The sequence below is a fragment of the Piscirickettsia salmonis LF-89 = ATCC VR-1361 genome (genome assembly GCF_000297215.2).
Classification (GTDB): domain Bacteria; phylum Pseudomonadota; class Gammaproteobacteria; order Piscirickettsiales; family Piscirickettsiaceae; genus Piscirickettsia; species Piscirickettsia salmonis.
The window spans coordinates 1-1447 of sequence record NZ_AMFF02000117.1; the positions used below are offsets into that span (position 1 = coordinate 1).

Genomic DNA, 1447 nt, shown 5'->3' on the forward strand with positions numbered 1-1447 from the left:
TGCGGGTTGTCACTTATTATTTTTACCCCCTTATTCTCCTGATTTAAACCCGATAGAGCATGTATGGTCACCGCTTAAAAATAGGGTTCGCATGAAGCTTGATCAAGATGAAATAAATTTAGAGACAGCGCTTAGTCAAGTAATGAAGTCAATGTCAGAAACTATTCGTTGAGTGCTATAAAAGAACTGCAAGCCCTCTTACCTAGGCTCGCCAAATATCCCAAACAGCCAATAAGCAAAGAGTTTGTTGAGTTTACACAATCAATAATCAACCAATATTATCAACAAACAGAAACAAATTACTTGTGCTTAGCCGCTACGGACTATTATACAAGCATAAACAAGCCAAGAAAAATAGTAGTCTTTAATGATGTATTCGAAAAATTAAACCAAGACTTTATCAAAATGGGAGCCACGGCTAACCCTAACTTTCCAAAGTCTCTACTCATAAATGGTCCTGGTGGTGATTTAGGCACGGCAGCGTTTCAGTTAAGTGATAGCTGGTTTATTATAAAGCAAGAGCTGCGCTTACCTACCGAGACAAGCTGTCAAGGCTTTATCAGTGCAGTTAATAAACAAATACAAGGCGCAGCGGATAGCGAACATTTAGCAAAGCTTCAAGAAAACTTAGAGCAATTAGTTAACGAACCTAAACGACTTTTAACCAAAGAATTTGTTAAACTAATAAATTCAACAGTCAATGAGTACTATAAAAAAAATAAAGAAAAGCTCACTGAAACTCCAGAAGCTAAACACTTGTTCTCAATGCTCGAGTGTGAGTTTTCTTCCATACTCTCGCGTGACCTTTGGCCTAACCCTGAGATTTATGGCCCAAACGTTACTGTTGATCATCATGGCGTAATTCTCATTGATGAGAACCATGAACTGAAAGAAAATGCTATTTTAGGGCCAGATATATATAAAGATGCAAAAAATCAACAACAGCTCATTGACGTGATCAAATTAACATTAAGCGCCAACATTTCCCAACTAAAAAAACACAGTGCCAGCATATTTACTCTGCCCTTACTCTCGACCAAAGACAATAAAATAACGGAGCTAAACACTCTACAACATCACTTAGATGAGCTCATTGAAGATCCTAAGCAACCCTTAACACAGCCATTTATTCAACAGATAAGAAGAAAAGTCCTCCTATACCTGTTCACTCCCTCCGCAAAAAAAACAGAAATAGGCACTCTAGAGGCACTACAGCAAGGTTTAAATCAACTCATTGAACAGCCCGAGCAACCATTACCTGCCACTTTTATTAAATTGATAACGTAAGCGTCGCTACCTCGGTAGGTATTTTGCACATCCAATGATGCAAAATCGCCGAGCAAAACGCGACGACTATAAACCCTCGGCTGTCCGCGTCACACAGCGTTACGTGCCTTGAATCGGCACACTCCACTACTGTGCTCTCACATGACTCTACGGTTCGTAT

Annotated in this window: 2 protein-coding genes; both read left to right on the forward strand. The window is 39.4% G+C overall.

What is annotated here, in order from left to right; all coding sequences use genetic code 11:
- Nucleotides 1–172: transposase (locus C200_RS11290; RefSeq protein WP_033923692.1), on the forward strand; the 172-nt coding region annotated here is incomplete at its 5' end.
- Complete coding sequence (locus tag C200_RS11295; protein WP_016212383.1) at nucleotides 169–1287, forward strand: hypothetical protein; 1119 nt, start codon at nucleotides 169–171, stop codon at nucleotides 1285–1287. The genes C200_RS11290 and C200_RS11295, both read left to right, overlap by 4 nt.
- The last annotated feature ends 160 nt before the right edge of the window (nucleotides 1288–1447 follow it).